We start from the raw sequence: 15,446 nt of genomic DNA, 5'->3' as shown, positions 1-15,446 counted from the left end.
TCCGTGACGAGGACCCCCACCCACGGTGGCCGAGGACGCAGACGTCAAAGAAGTGTTTCCGGTGCCGGAAATCCGAGCCCGGGCCGGGCGGGGTGCTCCTCCGGATCAAGACGGAATGTCCGTGATCGCTGACATGCTCACAGCTGGTCGGCTTCGCACCTGCTCCACCGGGAGCTGGACCTGGACGGTGGTGCCTTCTCCGGGCGGGCTGTGCAGCGTGAGGCGGCCGCCGAGCGCCTCGGCCCGATCCTTGAGGCCGGTGAGACCGGAGCCGCGGGTGATGTCGGCGCCGCCGCAGCCGTCGTCGCGAACACGCACGTGCAGCACACCTTTATCGGCGGCCACCTGGACCTCGGCAGCGGTGGCGTGCGCATGCTTGGCCGCGTTGGTCAGAGCCTCGGCCACCACGTAGTAGGCGGCGGTCTCGACCGGCTCGGCCAGCCGCCCCTCCACGCGGACATCCAGCCGAACCGGGACCGCGGAGCGACGAGCCAGCGCCTTCAGCGCGGAGCGCAGTCCGCGCTCGGCCAGAGTGGCCGGGTGCAGGCCGTGGGCGATCTCGCGCAGCTCCTCCTGCACCTCGACCAGCCCAGTGGCCACTTCGTCCAGCTGCCGCACCAGCTCGCCGGCCCCGGATGGCACGGCCAGCTGCGCGGCTCGTAGCTGCAGGGCGAGGGAGATCAGGTGCTGCTGGACGCCGTCGTGCAGATTACGCCCGATCCGGCGGCGGGTGGTATCTGCGGTGGTCACGATCCGCGCCCGGGAGGCGGCCAACTCGGCCTGGGCCTCGGCGTTGGCAATGGCGGTGGCGGCCAGCTCGGTGAACCCGGCCAGCCGCGCCTCGGACTCCGCCGGCAGCGGCTCCTCTTGCGTGCACGACACGACCATGACGCCCCACAGGCGGCCCTCGACGCTGACCGGCACACCGACGGCCGAGCGGACGCCCAGCTCGCTGGCGACATCGCAGTCCGGGCCCGGGGTGCCGGTGGGGCTGTCGATCCGTGCGGGGCGGCCGGACTGGAAGACCAGTGTGTACACGTTCCGCCCTCCGGGGGGCAGCCGGGTCCCGGCGGGGACGGCGGCGCCGGTACTGCTCCACGTGGCGACCAGCCTTGCGGCGCCATCGTGGTCGTATCGGGTCATCCACGAGTGGTGGGCGCCGAGTAGCCGCCCGGCTTCCTCCGTGACCGCGGCAAATACTTGCTCCGGCGGCGGCGCCCGGGCCACCAACGTCGCCACCCGCCGCAGCGCCGCCTGCTCCCCGGCGAACCTGCGCAGCTCCACCCGCGCCTGTGAGTTGGCGATCGCGGTGGCCACCAGCTCGGTGAACCCGGCCAGCCACGCCTCGGAGTCGGCCGGCAGCGGCTCCCCGTGCGAGGATGCGACGGCCATGACGCCCCACAGGCGGCCCTCGACGCTGACCGGCACGCCCACGGCGGTGCCGTACGCGAACTCGCGGGGGAGGTCGGCGATGACGCCCGGGGTGTCGGCGGAGCTGTCGATCCGCGCGGGACGGACGGTCCGGAACACCAGCGTGCGCACGTTGTGCCCTCCGAGGCCCAGCCGGGTCCCGGCGGGGACGGCGGTGCCGGTGCTGCTCCATGTGGCGACCAACGTTGCCGCGCCATCGGGGTCGTACCGGGTCATCCATGAGTGGTGGGCTCCCAGTAGCCGCCCGGCTTCCTCCGTGACCGCGGCAAATACTTGCTCCGGCGGCGCTGCCCGGGCCACCAGCGTAGCCACCCGCCGCAGTGCCGCCTGCTCCCTGGCGATCCGGTCGCTCCGCTGAGTAACCATCATGCCTCCGCTTCGCCGGCAGCCACGCCGCTTCCTCACCAGACGCCCGCCAGCGCCGCACGCTCACAGCCAGGGGGCTGGCCAGGAACCGTCCGGGTGGCCATGCCCGGCCACCCACCGCCACCAGCCAGATCCGGACGCGCCGATCACATCGCCACAACGGGCCTGGCCAACGGCGATTACTCCAACATAACCCCGGTCTGCCAGGGTTGGAAGTTCGCAGGAAGTTGCGGCCGCAAGCACCCGGTCCGCACGACGTAGAGGATCGCGTTTACCCAGTGCGCGGCGGGATGTTTTTCCGGCTGGCACCCGGTCCTCACCTCCGGTAGCAGCGGCTCGATCAGAGCCCATTGGTCGGTCGCTGGTGGGCCGACAAGGTCACGCGGTCACGCCGAGCCTTGTCGACACGCTTTTAGTCCGGTGAATCGTTCTCGGTGCCGAGCGCGACGGGCCGCCGGACATCGACGTGAACATCGTGTCCGACCGCCGCGACGAGGTCATCCAGTACGTCTACGCCACCCACGGACGCTTCCACGCCGCGCAGGTCGCGAACGTCATCGCCTACCCGCCCGCTCCGTCGAGCGCGACGCCGCCAATCCCTCGGCTACTCCCCCGGCCCACACGACGCCTTCGGCAACAAGGTCAACCGCTCGGCGAGCGTCACCGACCCCGCAGCCGCCGACGCCGGTCTGCCCGACGACCTCATCGAGTTCGCCGGCTGGCTCGAGGACTCCCCGCACCACCTGGGTGTGCACTCCGGCGGCATGGTCATCGCCCACACCCCGTCAGCGAGACCGTGCCGGTCGAGTGGGACACCGCCAAGGACCGCAGCGTGCTGCAGCGGGACAAGGACGACTGCGCCGCGATCGGGCTCACCAAGTTCGACCTGCTCGGCCTCGGCATGCTCTCCGCCCCGCACGTACACCGCGCCCGCCGGCACACTCAGCTCTACCTTGCCCTCCACGCACACCACCGCTAACCGGACTTTGGGCGGGCCGCTGCGTCGACGTGGCTCCGCACCGGTGGGCCGATGTCGGAGGCATGGCAGTCGACGTAGGTTTTTCATTGTGGTTTGGTGCAGGACACCGAGCTACGTGCGCGGGGGTAGCGATGTGTGGGCGCGGAAGCGGGCGCATGAACAATTTGCTGTCACAGTGGCACGCTTGCCTTTATTTTTTGGGCGGCGGCGTGGTCTGTTTCGGGGCGTAGCGTCGGAACTTGGCGATGCTTCTCAGACCATTTTTGGACGAGTAAGGGGGCGCCCCCATGCCTGACACCGACACTGCTGCTACCTCACCTCCCCCGATGGAAAGCGCGGCCCGTGCCCGCAGGACATTTACCATCCTGCACCGCGCCATCCGCCGGCGACTTCAGCAGCCACCCCGCTTCGTGATCGAAAAGAGCGGAGAGCGCCTGTTCGTACCCGGGTTCCCGGACCCTGACCTGGCGGACCGAACTCGATGACTGAGTCGGAGAAGTTCGCGAAAGAACACAGGACCGATCCGAAGCCCCAGCAGACGGAGGGGTCTCCGGTTTCCGGTCGCCGCCGTCTGGCCGGCGTTCTGCGGATACTCTTCGGAGTTGTGTGGGCGATCGATGCCTCGCTCAAGTGGCGGCCCGAGTTCCTGCGCGGCCAGGTGTTCGCCCACCAGTTCGGCATCCACGACCAGGTCACCACACCCGTCATCCGCCAGTGGATCGACCTGTGGCAGCACATCGCGGCGGTGGCGCCTACCGGGCTGGGCGTCGCAACGGCCATCGTCGAAACGCTCATCGCAATCGGCCTGCTCACCGGCACACTGTCCAATGTCGTGTATGTCGGGAGCGCCGTGTACTCCTTCGGAATCTGGTCCGCAGCGGAGGCGTTCGGCCTCCCGTGGTCCGCTCCCGGCGCCACCGACATCGGCCCGTCGATCGGCTACATCATCGCCGCGCTGGCCCTGCTGGCCGCTCCAGGCAACGCCATGTGGAGTGTCGATCGCGTGCTCCGGCCGCGACTCGGCAAATACCGCTGGATGTGCGGCATTTGAGTCCGCCGACGTCGCGAATACCACCCGCGATCGGGCTCAGCCACCACATAAGCCCCGGGGCCAAGAGCTCATCCCCTCCGTAACTGCCGGGTACCGCGTCGATTTTGACCACGCTCTGATCCGTAGTTCTAACGCTGACCTGGAGATATCCGCAACGCCTGGTCGCGGCAAGCAGCAGTTGCGCCAAACTTGGCATTTCGGGCACCGGTGGGCAGCAGTTCGTGGACCAGAATGTGGACCAAGATCGCCACGCTAAAGTCGCCAGCCACGCTCAGGCCTCCAGAGCATCTCAGCCGAAGACCTCGGCACACACTCGCCGCGACTCCTCATCGCCGAGCCATTCGACCCGACACATCTAGCCTGCGAGGCTCAACCTGCCCGAATCCCAGCCGAGGGCCTCGTCTCCCAGATCATCGGCATCGAGCACTGAGTCCTGAACGTGCCGCCTCTCAGCGCGTAGTACTCCTCGACCTGCACGAACGGCTCCGACCACCGACGCCACCACAGCGCACCACCGAGCTGCCTAGCCGCCGGCCTCAAGCGCAGGAAGACGAACCCGGCTTCACCGCGAACAGCCGGCCAGCCCGTTCCCTGTACGGGTCGAAACGATGATCGGGAGCAGCGTCCAAGTCCGACGATTGCCACGGCACTGAAACATCTTCCCGGACAGATCATCTGCGGGCCAAGGCAGATCGCTGGGTAGCGCCTTCATGCTCCGAAGATCGTCGTAGCCGAGGGCGAGGTTTCCGCCGGAACCGTCAGCGTGCCGCGTGGCCACCGACGGCACCCACGAGATGGTGCCGGCGACCGTCGCGAGCGGCCCTCATCGATATGGCCGCGCCGCGTTCGAGCCGGACAGGCGGGACCCGGCTCCGGCACCCACGCGCCCGGCCCGGCGGCTGCACCGGGCCAGGCCGGTCCGCATCAACGGGTGGCTCGACGACCGCGTCGGGGATGCCGACGGCTCTCGAGCGTGCACGCGGCACGGGTCAGGCCGGCGCGGGTCAGGCTGGCGCGGTGGGTCCGGCGCGAGCTTGTCAATCTGAGCCATGCCTCGGTATTGACCAACTCCCAGTTGGGTGACCTCTTCGCCATCTCGTCGACCTGGCGTAGCCCGATCGCACCGTGTGAGGGCGCCTTCCCGCAGTCCGCAGCTGCCGGCTGAACCGCCCGCTTGACACGGCGTGATAGTCATCGGGGAGGTGGCGAGATGGCAACAGGTCACTCACGAACGCAACGTGCCTTGCGCTTCTCGACCATCTCGAAGACCTGCCCGTCCGGCGAGGACATGTTCTATTTTTCTTGCCGGCAACGTCTGTGTCCGGGCCCCGCGCGTGCCGGCCAACAGAGGCGCGGCGCCGCAGGGGACGCATTGAGCAGGCATGGAAACCCTGGACCAAAGAGCTGAGCTCACTCGCAGATCGGCCCACTTCCGACCGGGCGCTTCCGCACCCCGCAGCGATCCGTCCGCGACCGCTCAGGACGCCGCGGGCCACCCCGGACCGAAGCCCGGGGCCGGCGACAAAACGCAAGTGCTCCGATTCGTGTTTCCGTCACCGGTCCCGGCCCTCCGGGCGAATCCTCCGCCTTGAGGATCCGTGGCCCGGACCGCCAACCGCAGCCAGGTCAGGCGCCGTCGAGTACTCGCTGGCGCAATGCCCGCCCTTCGCGCGGAGAGTTCCACGCGAGCCCTGCGACGATTTGGCCGTCCCGCTGGTACACGGCGGTGAAGCGGTTTGTCGCCGGATCGCCCGAAACGACCGTAAATCGTGCCGCTGGCTCCGGGTGGCCGTAGACCTGGACCTTGACGTCGTACTGGTCGGTCCAGAAATAGGGCACCCCGGGTGGGCGAGCTTCGCGGCCGAGCAGGCTGCGGGCGGCGGTCGTACCCTGCTCGGTGGCGTTCATCCGGTGCTCGACCCGGACCCGGCGACCGGTGCCTGGCTCGAGCCGGTTGGCGACATCGCCGGCCACGACGACACCGGGCGCGGCTTGGCAGTCCTGGTCGCAGTCCACCCCGTCACCCACGCTGAGCCCGCTGTCGGCCAGCCAACCGGTGACCGGACGAGAGCCGATCGCGACCATGACCGCGTCGGCCGGTTGGCGGGTGCCGTCGTCGAGGTCCACGCCGGTGACCCGGCCGCCGTCGGCGGCGAAGCCGACGACCCCGGTGCCGGTGCGCACCCGGACTCCATGGCGGATGTGGAGATCAGCGATCAGGGCCGCGACGTCCGGGCCGAACTGCCGGGTCATCGGCGCGGGCTGTGGGTCGACCAGGGTCACCTCGAGGCCGAGTTCGCTGGCCACCGCCGCCGTTTCACAGCCGAGGAAACCCGCGCCGACCACGACCAGCCTGGTGCCCACGCCGAGCGCCCTGCGCAACGCGAGCGCGTCGTCGACGGTGTGCAGGACGTGTACGCCGTCGAGGTCGTGGCCGACCGGCAGCCGGCGCGGACTCACGCCCGTGGCGATGACCAGCCCGTCGTAGCCGAGCACCCGGCCGTCGGCCAGCGTCACCTTCCGCCCGGTCACGTCCAGTGCCGCGGCGGGTGTGCCGAGCAGCCACTCGGCGTCGAGGGCAGCGAAGTCCTCGTCCGGGCGCAGTGCCAGCCGGTCGGGTTCCCATTGACCGCTGAGGATCTGCTTGGACAATGGCGGACGATCGTAGGGCCGGTGCGGCTCGGCACCCACCACCGTGATCCGACCTGGAAAGCCCTCCCGCCGCAGGGTGTCCACAGTGGCCAGTCCGGCGGCACCGGCACCCACGACGACGACGTGCTCCAGGCGGGTGCTCACGCTTCTTCTACCCGGATCGCCGCGGCCGGGCAGATGCGCGCGGCCTCCCGCACGGACTCCTCTTCCCCGGCGACCGGCTGTTCTCGCAACAGCACCGCGATGCCGTCGTCGTCGCGCTGGTCGAACACGTCCGGCGCGGCGAGGACGCACTGCCCGGAGGCCACACACTTGTCCTGGTCAAGGACGATCTTCATCGGTTCTCCCTCTTCCACTGTCACCAGGTGACCGGCAGCCGGTGCACGCCGTAGGCCAACATTTCGTGTTTGAACTCGACTTCCTCGAACGGCTGCGCCAGAGCGAGAGTGGGAATCCGCCGGTACAGCGTGCCGTACACGATCTGGAGCTCGACCCGGGCCAGCGGCTGGCCCAGGCACTGGTGGATCCCGTACCCGAAGGCGACGTGGTGGCGCGCGTTGCGATGAACGTCGAACCGATCCGGCTCGTCGAACACCTCGGGGTCACGGTTGGCAACGTCGGTCGCCACGATGACTCCTTCGCCCGCTCGAATCGTCTGCCCCCCGATCTCGACGTCTTCGAGCGCGACGCGCCGCCGCCCGAGATGGGGAATCGTCAGGAACCGCAACAGTTCTTCGACCGTGTTCGCGATCAACGCGGGGTCGTCGGCTGCGCGCACCTCGGCGAGCTGTTCCGGATGGCGCAGCAGGGCCAGGGTGCCGAGAGCGATCATGTTCGCGGTCGTCTCATGGCCGGCCACCAGCAGGAGCAGGCCCATGTCCGCGATTTCGTCGCGGGACATCTGCCCCGTGCGCAGCTGCTCGACGGCGAGACGGCTGAACACGTCCTCACCCGGGTCGGCACCCTTCGACTCGACGAGGTCGCCCAGGTACTCGTGCAGTTCCGTGGTCGCGGCCTGCATCTCCTCCGGCGTGGCATGCCGCGACACGATGGTCTTACTGGTGCGGTGGAACAAATCCCGGTCTGCATACGGAACACCGAGCAGTTCGCAGATCACCAGCGACGGCAGCGGCAGAGCGAACGCCTCCACCAGATCCACGGGCTTCGGCCCGGCCAGCATCTGGTCGATCAGCTCGTCGACGATGTGCTGGATGCGCGGGCGCAGGGCCTCCAAGCGCTTCACGGCGAAGTACCGAGTCAGCAGTCGCCGGTGCCGGTCGTGGTCCGGGTTGTCCATGTTGATGAAGTGCATCCGGCGCGTCGCCGTCGCAGCGCTGGGATGCGGATAGCCGGGCCGGCTCGTGTCGGAGCTGATCCGGGGGTCGAGCAAGATCTCCCGTACGTCGTCGTAGCGGGTGACAAGCCAAGGCGTGCTGCCGTCCCAGAGCCGGACGCGGGTGACCGGTTCTTCTTCCCGCAGCTTCGTCAGCTCCGGCGGCGGATCGAAGGGACAGCCCCGTGTCATCGGGTACGAGAGTGCCTGTGTCTCGGGCAACGAAACTCCTCACACTGAGTTACCAAATGAGTGTTCGGTTACTTACCGAACAAGTGTTAGGCAACTTCGGTGAGAAGGTAACCCTTTTGTCGTTCACGCCACATCGGCCACGGAAACGGAGGGCACCACGGTCGATCGACCTTGAGTGAACGAGGAGACTTCAAGCAGGTCAGGACAGGTGCGGAGGCAGGGTGCCCGCTAGCCCAAGATCAGCGTCAGCAGGTCCTCGATGTTCTGGCGCAGCCGCTCGGGGACGGTTGCGGCACGGGGCTGCGCCAGTGCGACCAAACCGTGCGTGCTGACCACGACCATCACGGCGCAACGGTCGGCGGGCAGGCGCACCCGGTACCCGGCTTGCCGGCACCGGTCGAAGGCCGTGGCGAACGTCGACAGGATCTTCATCAGAGGTTCCGGCGGGTTCTCCGGTGCGTGCCGCGAGATTGCACTGAGCAGCAACCGGTAGTGGCCGGGGTGCGTCGTCGCGAAGTCACCGTAAGCAAACACCTGCGCGCGGACACGGCCGATCATGTCCTCGGGATCAGCCTGGGCATCCGCTTTCTCCAGCAGCACCTGCAACCGCTCGAACTCGTGCTCGAGCAGACCGTGTACGAGCTCGGTCCGGTCTGCGAAGTGCTGATAGATGCTGGCCGGAGCGATGCCCACCGCTCTGGCCACGCCACGGATGGTGAGCGCGTCCTCGCCGTCGAGCTCGGAGAGCAGACGGCCGGCAGCGTCCAGGATCTCCGTGCGCAACCGGCTTCCTTCGCCCCAACGGTTGCGGGAACGTTGCCCAGTCTCGTCCGTCGTGTTCGACATCGGAACATTGTCGTTCATGCCGTATTGCGGCTTGACACCGAACTACGTCCCCGCACGCGATCGCCTCACTGGAAGCCTGGGCCTTCTGACCCCTCGCAGCATCCCCATCCAGTTGATCTCTGCTCGGTAGATTATCCGGGTGCGCGACTTCGGCCGGACGATCCAGCTCCACCGTTTCTCTCAGCTTCGACCCCAGCACCAGCACGCAGCCGCGCTCCTCGGCGCAGCCGAAGACGCACGACGCGACCTCGTCACCGCGCTGACCTCCCTCGGCGTCCAGCGCAGCTGATCGTCGTTGCACGCGCTGACCTGCTGGGGCAATGAAGCACCTCCTTGGCGTTCGGTCAGGTCAGACCAGTCGGGCAACAGGTGCTAGAACTGCGGTGGTCTCGATCACCTCGGACGTGCCGCCAGCCAACACGAGGCCTGCCGATTCTGCATCGGTCTGCAATAGCTGGAGGCTGGGCCATCGAACCCAGCGCTTCAATCACATCGACAACGGGGTATTCACGTCGATCGCAAGGTATCGAGCCACGGTGCGTGCTGCTGGGGGCAAGGAAACGTCTTTTGGCACCTGTGCGTCAGCGGCGAGAAACGCAGGACGACCTCGCACGCCATGCAAAGGTCTCGGTGAAGCTGCCGTCGTACGGCAGCGGACACACAACCAGATGTCGGCGCTCGGTGTCAGCCTCAGGGGCGGCCTCACTTGTTCAACGGTCCTTGTTGGTCGGCGGGTCGGTGAGGAGGGTGGTTGTCCAGGGCGGGGTCCCAGCCACGGGATCCGTCGGATCCAGAGCGGAGGACGACGCATGCCGGCGATCACCACTACCGACGGCACGGAAATCTTCTACAAAGGACTGGGGCAGTGGCCAGCCGATCGTGTTCAGCCACGGCTGGCCGCTGTCATCGGATGAATGGGACACCCAGATGCTGTTCTTCCTGCAGCAGGGTTTGCGCGTCATCGCCCAGCTCAGCTCCAGTGGTGGGACAGCGCACAGTGGACGCCGTCCGACTCGGCAGCGCACTGCTCCCGAACTAGCAAGTCCGCGGTTGTGAATCGACCATCCGTACGCGAGGAGCGTTTGCATAACCATAGGCGCCGTCCGGCATAAGCTGAACACCCACGCTGAAGGCGTGGACACACAGGATCCGCACCACTACTACACGTCCGACCACGTCAGGACTCATTGTTCCACAATGTTCCAGTGGTAGATCATGGATATCTCGACCTTCTACCTCGAATGTGGCGGCCACAGCCTCTCCTTGTCAAGCATCATTCAATCGAGCAATTTCGTCCGGCCCGTTGCCCGTCTGCGGAGTTCTCTTCTGAAACAGATCATCGGCATCCCCCAGTCCGCAATTGCGCACCAGGACCGCTGTGAACCCAGCCAGTACGAATTTTCCTTGCAAACGTGAGCAGCGATTCCTCGGGAAGCTCAGCTGAAATTGCGGATCTTTTCTGGTCGATCCTGCCGACCAACAGGCGCAACCGATCATTTCGACTGGCCGTGCGCTCGAACTTCGCGAGAACGCGATCACCGGATCAGGTGGTCAACTCGATCATCCCGGCCGGTCAGTATCGTTGACCCGTGACCGACCGAGCAGCTGAGCGCGGCCCCAGGACGACGGGCCTCGACCTGCACCTGGGCCGACTCGACGGGAACGTGCGGGCCTGCCTCATGGACGCGGTCCGCGACGCGATCCGCGCCGGCCGGCTCGCGCCCGGGACCCGGCTGCCGTCGAGCCGCGCCCTGGCCGCCGACCTCGAGGTAGCCCGCAACACCGTGGTCCGGGTCTACTCCGAGCTCATCAGCGAGGGCTGGCTCACCGGGCTTCAGGGTTCGGGCACCGAAGTTTCAGAGCGGGTAACCGAATTCGTCGGCGAACGAACTCGGCCGCGGCCGGCCGACACCCGCTCGCGGCCGGGGCACGATCTGCGGCCCGGCCATCCGGACCTGTCGTCGTTCCCGCGCGACGAGTGGATTCGCGCGGTGAAGAAGACGGTCGGCACCGCGCCGTTCGAGGCGTTCGGCTACGCGGACCCCCGCGGCCGAGGCGAACTCCGCGACACTCTCGCCCGGTACCTCGCGCGGGCCCGCGGCCTGCGCGTGCACGCCGGCAACGTCGTCGTGTGCAGTGGCGCCGCGGAGGGGTTGCGGCTCATCGCGGCCGCGCTCGCGGCGACCGGGGTGACGCGCGTGGCCGTGGAAGAGTTCGGCCTGCCGACCCAGCGCCGCACGTTGGCCGACGCCGGGCTCGAAACCGTCCCCGTCGACGTCGACGCGGACGGCGTCGACCCCTCGGTACTCGAAGGGGCATCGGGGGTCGGCGCCGTTCTGCTTACCCCCTCACACCAGTTCCCCCTGGGTGTCGCGCTGCGGTATGACCGGCGCGCTGCGATCGTCGAGTGGGCCCGCCGACACGGCGCGCTGGTCATCGAAGACGACTACGACGGCGAGTTCCGCTACGACCGGTCCCCCGTCGGCGCGCTGCAGGGACTCGACCGCGATCACGTGCTGTACCTGGGCACCGCGAGCAAATCGCTCGCGCCGGGCCTGCGCCTCGGCTGGCTCGTGGTGCCGGACCGCCTCGTCGACGCGATCATCGCCCAGAAGGGGGACACGGAGGAAACCGTCGGGTTCGTGAACCAGCTGGCGATGACCGAGTTCGTGGAATCGGGCGCCTACGACCGGCACATCCGGACGATGCGCGCGCAGTACCGCCGCCGGCGCCGGCATCTCGTCGAGACGCTCGCCCAGCACGCGCCGGAAGTGTGCGTGACGGGAAAGGCGGCGGGATTGCACGTTCTGCTCGAACAACCCGGGCGCACGGGCCGCGAACTCATGCAGCGGATCGCCGCCGAGCAGCTGACCGTCGAACCCCTGAGTTTCTTCCGGCATCCTGACGTCGCCTCGGACCGCGAAGGCGTGGTGATCGGTTTCGCCGCACCTTCGCCGAGCGGGTGGTCGGGGGTTCTCGACGCGCTGGTTCGCGCGCTTGCGTGACCAGAGTGGTCCCCGCTCGCGCGTCCCAAGTGGACCCAGGTGCCGCGCCGAACCGGAGCTAGCCTCGCGGGCAGGCCGGCGAACGCCCGCGGCCACCCCGTTGCCCGCTCACCACGAGGACTCAGCATGAAAGCCATCACCGTCAAGGACCCCGCCGCCGGGGTCGAAGGGTTGACCCTGACCGACCGCCCGGCCCCGCACGCCGCGGAGAACGACGTCATCGTGCGAGTGCACGCGGCCGGCTTCACCTCCGGCGAGCTGGAGTGGCCGGGCACCTGGACCGACCGGGCGGGCCGTGACCGGACACCCAGCGTGCCCGGCCACGAGCTGTCAGGTGTCGTCACCGAGCTCGGCTACGGCACCACCGGGCTCACCGTCGGGCAGCGCGTGTTCGGGCTCGCCGACTGGACCCGCGACGGGTCGCTCGCCGAGTTCACCGCCGTCGAAGCCCGCAACCTCGCGCCGCTGCCGTCCGACGTCGACCACGCCGTCGGTGCCGCGTTGCCGATCTCCGGGCTGACCGCGTGGCAGGCGTTGTTCGACCACGGCCGTCTCGAGGCTGGGCAGACCGTACTGATCCACGGCGCCGCTGGGGGGGTCGGCTCGCTTGCGGTGCAGCTGGCGAAGCGCGCGGGCGCGACCGTGATCGGCACGGGCCGCGCCGGCAATCGTCAGGTCGCCCTCGACCTGGGTGCCGACGCGTTCGTCGACCTGGAGAACGAGCGGCTGGAAGACGTCGGCGAGGTCGACGTGGTTCTCGACGTGTTCGGCGAGGAGATCGGCGTGCTGTCCGCCGGCCTGGTGCGGGCGGGTGGCACGCTCGTTACCATCGCCGCCCCGCCGGAGGTCGAGCCGCGTTACGGGCGGTCGGTCTTCTTCGTCGTGGAAGCCGACCGGGCCCGCCTGGCCGAGCTGGTCGCGCTCGTGCGCGAAGGCAGCCTTCGCGTGCCGATCGGGTCGCGCCATTCGCTGGCCGAGGCACCGAAGGCCTTCGCCTCCGGGCGGCAAGGCGGCGGGAAGCCGATCGTCATGGTCCACGAGTTTTAGTCGTCGCAGTTACGGAAGCGGCCGGCCGGGTCGCCGCACATCGCAACCCGGTCGTCCGATCTCGATATCACCATCGTTTGCATGCGCCGAACGCCAAGCGTTTCGAAATGGGCTGTCAGTGACCTCGCGAGGTCGGGACAGGCCAACGTAGCGTCGACGGGATCTGGGGCGCTGGGCGCTGGGACGGGATTGCCCGTGCCGCTCCCGAATTCCGCGACGATGTCCGTCACCTGCTGCTCGCGTGGGGCGTAACGCTCGGGAAACCCGCTGTTCTGGACGGCTTGTTCAGCGCCGCGGATGCGGACTCCACCGCCGCGCAAACCGGAACGACCTTCGACATCAACACCCGCACATCCGCCAAGCCCTCACGTGCGGCCGTCGTCACCCAACAGGACTTCATCGCCGCGCAAGAAATACGCGCAGCTCGATCGGCTAGGCGCGTACGTCGACGGCAGCTCTTTCAGCGACGTCACGCAAGGTCGGTCTCGGCCGGTTGATCATGCCGGGCAGGACGCCCGATCTTCTTCGCCAGGTTGGTGGGTGCCCCGGACGCCGGTGCGGCGGCGGCAGTGTCGGTCGCGCTCACGGGCGCCGGCGCATGGGGGAAGCTCCGGGTGGTGGGCGGCGCGTTGGTGCCGCACGCGGTCAGGCCGAACACGGTCACCACCGTCGCGGTGAGCAGCGCATAGCGCGTGAACACGTCGTAATACCTCGGTCAAGTGTGCTGGTAGCACGAAGCTCTAGATGAACGTGTTACGGACAGCACTCACTGGCTCGCTTGGTCGTGCGCGGACGTCAGGAGGCGAGCCAGTCGATCTGCTCGGCATCGGTGAGTACGCGGAGCTCAGTCTTTTCTCCGCCGGGCCCGGCTGCTGTCGCGAAACGCCACGTCAGCGGCGTCTTGTCGCGGCGTTCGAGTTCGGTCCTGCTGTCGACCCATCGCCAGCCGTGTTGGAATCGTGCGAGGTAGCGCCGCTCATCGGCGGTCCGGACGTGGTGCAAGAGGACAGCGACGACTTCCTGTGGTTCAGGGTCGCCTGTGGTGAAGTACTGCACGGGAACCTCTCGTGAGGTGCCTCGCGGAGAGCCGCGCGCGAATGGGCGGCGCCACGTGGGGCACGATGAATCGATGGCGGCCGAGCCGCCATTCAGGGGCGAAGGCCCTGCTAGATCGCGTATTTCCAGACTGTGAGCCCATACGCCGAGTACCAGGCGCCGACGACCACGAACACCGCGGCTGCCGTCACCATCGTGGCCGTGCGACGGTGCGCGAGCCCCGCCGCGATCGGCAGCAGCAACGCGAAATCAGGGAGCAGAAACCGGGTCTTGAGCGCCGGGAGCCCGGCAGTGCACACGACCAGCACGACGACGCCGACCGCATACGCGGCCAGCTGCCACGGCACGCGTCGGCCGGCGACCACAATCACCGCCAGGCCGACCGCGGCCAGCGTCACCAGCACAACAAGCGTTTCCCACGCACTGCCTGCGCTGAACAGAACCCGCGACACCCATCGCCAGGTGTCGATGCCGGGGTCGGGACGTACGTTCCAGCCGCGGCGCTCGACGTCCGCCCACCCGGTCAGGCTGCCTGTGCGCACAGCCACCATGCCCCAGTAGCCCAGCAAGCCGAGCGGCGCGACTACGGCGCCCGTGAGGGCCTGCCAGCGGCGTCGGCCGCCCCACGCGTCGATCACAGCCGCCACGACCACGACAGCGATCAGCACGGATGCCGTCGACCTGGTGAGCCCAGCGAACACCGTCGCGCCGGCCGCGAGGAACCAATGCCGCTCGAGCACGCCGACGAGCGCCCACACCGCCAACGCGGTGAACAGCGACTCCGTCATCACCATCGACTCAGTGATCGCCATCGGCGCACCCGCCCACAGCACGGCCAGCAACAACCCGACGCGCGGCCCGCTCACCAACCGGCCGATCCGGTACAGCCCGCACGCCGCAGCGATACCGGCGACCGTCGACACGATCAGGCCGGCCGCAGTCAGCGAGATCCCCGGCAGCTGGCCGACCAGCTCCGTGAACGCCGGGTACAGCGGAAAAAACCCGTAGGGCGCGTCGGGAAAAGGGTGGCCGCTGATGTCCGTCGGGTGGGGGGCACCGGTGTAGCTGGCCTCAGCGATGTGCAGGTACCACCAGCCGTCCCACGACCGCAGCCGGTCAAGCAACGGCCGGTTGCTGTGCGCGGCCATGAGGGCCAGCACGCCCACGCTGAACAGCCGGACCGCGAGGAACAGCCCCGCCGCGCGCACGTAACCCGACCGTGCCCACGGCAACGCACGCGCGCGAGATCGGAGTCCGGAGAGGAGATCGGCCGAACGAGGAGGAGGCGCGGCGAGCGCCCGCCCCTCTGCGTTCGGCGTAGGTCTGTCCGCGACGTCCGTCAACATTGCCCCCCACCTTTAGGAATTCGGCTCAGCCATGATCCGTCGAGTCGATCAAGAACAGCGTTACTCAGCTTTCAGGTGATGGGGGTCACCGTCCGCCGCCGGTAAGACGAACCTCGGGCGAGCAGCTGGCACGCCTCATCGT

General features: G+C 68.3%; 15 protein-coding genes and 2 pseudogenes. 8 read left to right on the top strand and 9 right to left on the bottom strand.

Features of this window, described 5'->3' with window-relative positions; all coding sequences use genetic code 11:
- Positions 1–105: 105 nt before the first annotated feature.
- On the bottom strand, positions 106–1,797 hold the full coding sequence (locus AB0F91_RS34740) for a GAF domain-containing protein (protein ID WP_360604525.1): 1,692 nt from the start codon (positions 1,795–1,797) through the stop codon (positions 106–108).
- 179 nt (positions 1,798–1,976) lie between these two features.
- Positions 1,977–2,141 (bottom strand): transposase, encoded by a 165-nt coding sequence (locus tag AB0F91_RS34735; protein WP_360604699.1) that lies wholly within the window; start codon positions 2,139–2,141, stop codon positions 1,977–1,979.
- 80 nt (positions 2,142–2,221) lie between these two features.
- Between AB0F91_RS34735 and AB0F91_RS34730 the strand changes: the two are divergent.
- The 3 genes and pseudogenes from AB0F91_RS34730 to AB0F91_RS34720 all read left to right on the top strand — a co-directional run.
- Positions 2,222–2,350: pseudogene (locus AB0F91_RS34730) on the top strand (hypothetical protein); the annotation flags it as partial.
- Between the two features lie 243 nt (positions 2,351–2,593).
- On the top strand, positions 2,594–2,776 hold the full coding sequence (locus tag AB0F91_RS34725; protein ID WP_360604523.1) for a hypothetical protein: 183 nt from the start codon (positions 2,594–2,596) through the stop codon (positions 2,774–2,776).
- A 604-nt stretch (positions 2,777–3,380) separates the two neighbouring features.
- A complete protein-coding gene (locus AB0F91_RS34720) occupies positions 3,381–3,827 on the top strand; it encodes a hypothetical protein (protein WP_360604521.1) in 447 nt (148 codons plus the stop codon).
- Positions 3,828–5,453: 1,626 nt separating this feature from the next.
- Here AB0F91_RS34720 and AB0F91_RS34715 read toward each other — a convergent pair.
- The 4 genes from AB0F91_RS34715 to AB0F91_RS34700 form a co-directional block, all read right to left on the bottom strand.
- Positions 5,454–6,623, bottom strand: a complete 1,170-nt coding sequence (locus AB0F91_RS34715) for an FAD/NAD(P)-binding oxidoreductase (RefSeq protein WP_360604519.1) — start codon at positions 6,621–6,623, stop codon at positions 5,454–5,456.
- Positions 6,620–6,817 (bottom strand): ferredoxin, encoded by a 198-nt coding sequence (locus tag AB0F91_RS34710; RefSeq protein ID WP_360604517.1) that lies wholly within the window; start codon positions 6,815–6,817, stop codon positions 6,620–6,622. Before AB0F91_RS34710 ends, AB0F91_RS34715 begins: the two co-directional genes overlap by 4 nt.
- Before the next feature lie 20 nt (positions 6,818–6,837).
- Entirely contained in the window at positions 6,838–8,004 is a 1,167-nt protein-coding gene (locus AB0F91_RS34705; protein ID WP_360604697.1) for a cytochrome P450, read from the bottom strand.
- 228 nt (positions 8,005–8,232) lie between these two features.
- Positions 8,233–8,787 carry a TetR/AcrR family transcriptional regulator gene (locus AB0F91_RS34700; RefSeq protein WP_360604515.1) on the bottom strand — a complete coding sequence of 185 codons (555 nt, stop codon included), beginning with the start codon at positions 8,785–8,787 and terminating at the stop codon, positions 8,233–8,235.
- A gap of 202 nt (positions 8,788–8,989) precedes the next feature.
- Here AB0F91_RS34700 and AB0F91_RS34695 point away from each other — a divergent pair, with 202 nt between their 5' ends.
- The 5 genes and pseudogenes from AB0F91_RS34695 (at position 8,990) to AB0F91_RS34675 (ending at position 12,902) form a co-directional block, all read left to right on the top strand.
- Positions 8,990–9,139 (top strand): hypothetical protein, encoded by a 150-nt coding sequence (locus tag AB0F91_RS34695; RefSeq protein WP_360604513.1) that lies wholly within the window; start codon positions 8,990–8,992, stop codon positions 9,137–9,139.
- A gap of 520 nt (positions 9,140–9,659) precedes the next feature.
- Positions 9,660–9,816 (top strand): annotated as a pseudogene (locus tag AB0F91_RS34690) (alpha/beta hydrolase); the annotation flags it as partial.
- A gap of 446 nt (positions 9,817–10,262) precedes the next feature.
- Positions 10,263–10,436 (top strand): hypothetical protein, encoded by a 174-nt coding sequence (locus AB0F91_RS34685; RefSeq protein ID WP_360604511.1) that lies wholly within the window; start codon positions 10,263–10,265, stop codon positions 10,434–10,436.
- Positions 10,437–10,439: 3 nt separating this feature from the next.
- Positions 10,440–11,855, top strand: a complete 1,416-nt coding sequence (locus tag AB0F91_RS34680) for a PLP-dependent aminotransferase family protein (protein ID WP_360604509.1) — start codon at positions 10,440–10,442, stop codon at positions 11,853–11,855.
- A 126-nt stretch (positions 11,856–11,981) separates the two neighbouring features.
- Positions 11,982–12,902 (top strand): NADP-dependent oxidoreductase, encoded by a 921-nt coding sequence (locus AB0F91_RS34675; protein ID WP_360604507.1) that lies wholly within the window; start codon positions 11,982–11,984, stop codon positions 12,900–12,902.
- Between the two features lie 469 nt (positions 12,903–13,371).
- On the opposite strand, the gene AB0F91_RS34670 is transcribed toward AB0F91_RS34675, so the two are convergent.
- From AB0F91_RS34670 to AB0F91_RS34660, 3 genes are all read right to left on the bottom strand, one after another.
- Complete coding sequence (locus AB0F91_RS34670; RefSeq protein WP_360604505.1) at positions 13,372–13,602, bottom strand: hypothetical protein; 231 nt, start codon at positions 13,600–13,602, stop codon at positions 13,372–13,374.
- Positions 13,603–13,697: 95 nt separating this feature from the next.
- Positions 13,698–13,958, bottom strand: a complete 261-nt coding sequence (locus tag AB0F91_RS34665) for a hypothetical protein (protein ID WP_360604503.1) — start codon at positions 13,956–13,958, stop codon at positions 13,698–13,700.
- A 110-nt stretch (positions 13,959–14,068) separates the two neighbouring features.
- The gene (locus tag AB0F91_RS34660; protein ID WP_360604501.1) at positions 14,069–15,166 is read right to left on the bottom strand and encodes a hypothetical protein; all 1,098 of its coding nucleotides are present in this window, start codon (positions 15,164–15,166) and stop codon (positions 14,069–14,071) included.
- Between the last annotated feature and the right edge of the window lie 280 nt (positions 15,167–15,446).

It is taken from the genome of Amycolatopsis sp. NPDC023774 (genome assembly GCF_040639695.1).
Lineage (GTDB): Bacteria > Actinomycetota > Actinomycetes > Mycobacteriales > Pseudonocardiaceae > Amycolatopsis.
Note: the sequence above shows the minus strand (reverse complement) of the source record. Positions and strands in the feature narration are given on the sequence as shown.

Coding starts and splice junctions, on each gene's coding strand:
- AB0F91_RS34740 (WP_360604525.1), bottom strand. CDS start 1,797: ATGGTTACTCAGCGGAGCGACCGGATCGCCAGGGAGCAGGCGGCACTG.
- AB0F91_RS34710 (WP_360604517.1), bottom strand. CDS start 6,817: ATGAAGATCGTCCTTGACCAGGACAAGTGTGTGGCCTCCGGGCAGTGC.
- AB0F91_RS34705 (WP_360604697.1), bottom strand. CDS start 8,004: ATGACACGGGGCTGTCCCTTCGATCCGCCGCCGGAGCTGACGAAGCTG.
- AB0F91_RS34675 (WP_360604507.1), top strand. CDS start 11,982: ATGAAAGCCATCACCGTCAAGGACCCCGCCGCCGGGGTCGAAGGGTTG.